The organism is Paenibacillus sp. 598K, from assembly GCF_003851045.1.
Lineage (GTDB): Bacteria > Bacillota > Bacilli > Paenibacillales > Paenibacillaceae > Paenibacillus_D.
The window spans coordinates 1-2216 of sequence record NZ_BFBX01000207.1 but is presented as its reverse complement, the minus strand read 5'-3'; the positions used below and the strand labels follow the sequence as shown (position 1 = coordinate 2216).

At 56.7% G+C, this 2216-nt stretch carries 1 protein-coding gene; it reads right to left on the bottom strand.

Annotation, left to right across the window (positions count from 1 at the left end; translation table 11 throughout):
• A partial coding sequence (locus PA598K_RS34425) for an endo-1,4-beta-xylanase (protein WP_185602410.1) occupies positions 1-2216 on the bottom strand: 2216 nt, incomplete at both ends.

Below are 2216 nucleotides of genomic sequence, written 5' to 3'. Positions count from 1 at the left end.
GCGTATTGCGCATTGACGGTAACCTTCAGACTATGCGAGCCGCCATCCGTCGCATTAGCTTCAGTCGTATGCGCTACGGTTGCGGTGGTTACGTCACGCTCGCTCCATCCCTGCACCCCGTCCTCGAAGTCGTAGAAAGCGATGCTCTCGCCCGGCTCGCCATCCCCGCCTCCATCAGCCGGACCGGTGACCTTAACGTCGCCGATGTAGAATGGCACCGTTTGGCCTCCCTCGTTGGACTGAACGCGGAATTTCGTAAACACATCCGTATACGTGAATTCTCCTTTGAGAGCGAAAGCTTCACCCGCCACATAGCTCTCATTCGCTAGCAATGGATAACTATCCATCGGCAATTGCAGATACGCCTCTGCGCCAGCCGGGACAGTGACCCCCTCATCCACGTAGCCTGTAACCGTAACCTTGTACTTTTGTCCCTTTTTCAGACCCATCTTTTCAAAATCGAAGTCAGCTCCATGCCAGCCTGCCGAGCGATTAGCGACATGCAAGGCAGCCCCATCGCTATTGCCTTCGAAGCTCTTGCCCGTTACGGCTGTTAACGCAGCTCCTCCAGATTGCTGCACAAGATCGCCTTTGCCATTCAGGAACGTTTCATGATAGACGGTGACCTCAGGCTCGCCTCCCGTCGTTTCCGACTTCAAGGTCAATACCCCGAATACGGAAGGGTCGTTGTAGCCTTGACCGCTGCCGTCGTTCCAGGTCGCTACGCTTCTGCGCGCGCCGGACTCGCCGTCGTTGATCTGTACGTCAAATCCAATCTCTTGTTCAGCTTTAGGATCGATTTCCGTAAGCGGAATTTTCAGCTCGACGGTATAGTTCGTTCCCTCTACCTTCGTAGCGGATGTCACGTTCGCGCCGATGCCATCCGGATTAAACGATCTCTCGTTGTCGAAGTTGACCCGGTACTGGCCAACCCCAGCCTCGTAGGCTGCTGATTTGACATTTTTCTGATCCACGAACACCTCGACCGAGTCATGCTCATGCACGGCGCTACTACTCTTGTCGAGCGTCAGGTTACTGTTGACCTGCACCAGCACATACAGGTTGTCGTCATCCCACAGCACGCGAGCCGTTCCCTTCGCCCCGTTATGCGCTGTCAGATAGCGGCTGACCGGCAGGGCAGTTGCTTTCTCCCATGCTGCATCGACAGTGCCGTCGATCGTCGGCGTTCCGTACGAGGCTGTGGACTTTTTCGTCTCCACGACAACCTCTTCCCCTCCATGCTCCTCCAGGAAAGCCTCCGGGTCGGCGACCGCATAATAAGCCTGCTTGGCCTGCATCCTGCCGTTGAATATTAACGGACTCGTCTCCACGCGCCAGCTGGCGGTGTCATTGATGCCCCAGAAGGTGACGCGCGCGATGTTGTCGGCATGCTTTTTGTAGAGCTGGAACAGCTGTGCATACTGAAGCGCTTGTGTCTTCGCTTCACTCTCGGTCTGCACTCGGCCCTGGCCAGCCTGGATGTCCAGCTCGCTGACGCTGACCTCCACGCCAAGATCGATGAACGTCTCCAGCGACCACTGCACATTGGCAATTCTCGTGCCGCTGTTGTAATGCGCCTGCATGCCGATGCCGTCGATCAGCAGTTTGCCCGGATGCTCCTTGGCGTACTTGTCGTTCAGCTCCTTGACCATGCTGGCGATTGCGATCGCCTTGCTCCGCGTGTCCTCGTTGTAATCGTTATAGTAGAGCTTGACATCGTCCCAGCCATTTTTCTCGAGCGCTTCCTTCGCATAACGGAAGGCCATCTCGATATAATCGGAGCCGATCGCCCGGTTCCAGGCCGCTTCGTTCATGCGCAGTGCATTTCTCCAGTCATCCGGATTGGACGGGTTGTCACGGATCGCTTCGTTGACGACATCCCAAGAGATGACCTTGTCCCCGAACGTCTCCACGACGCGCGTAATATGAGCTTTCATCCGTACAAGCGCTGCATCGCGCTCGCTCAGCCCCTCGGTCTCCAGATCCAGACCTGCCGGATCCGCAGTCGGGAGCCACTCCGGGCTCTGACCGTGCCAGATGAGCACATGGCCGTGCACCTTCATTCCTTCGGCCAGCGCCTTGTCGACGAGCGACACCGCAGCGTTCGGCGTATATTCCCGATTGTTGTTGTACATCGCATCCGGCTTCATCGCATTCTCGGCGGTGAACACATTGTGATGCTGCTTCAGCAGCTCGAGGTTGTTCCCTTGCAGCGT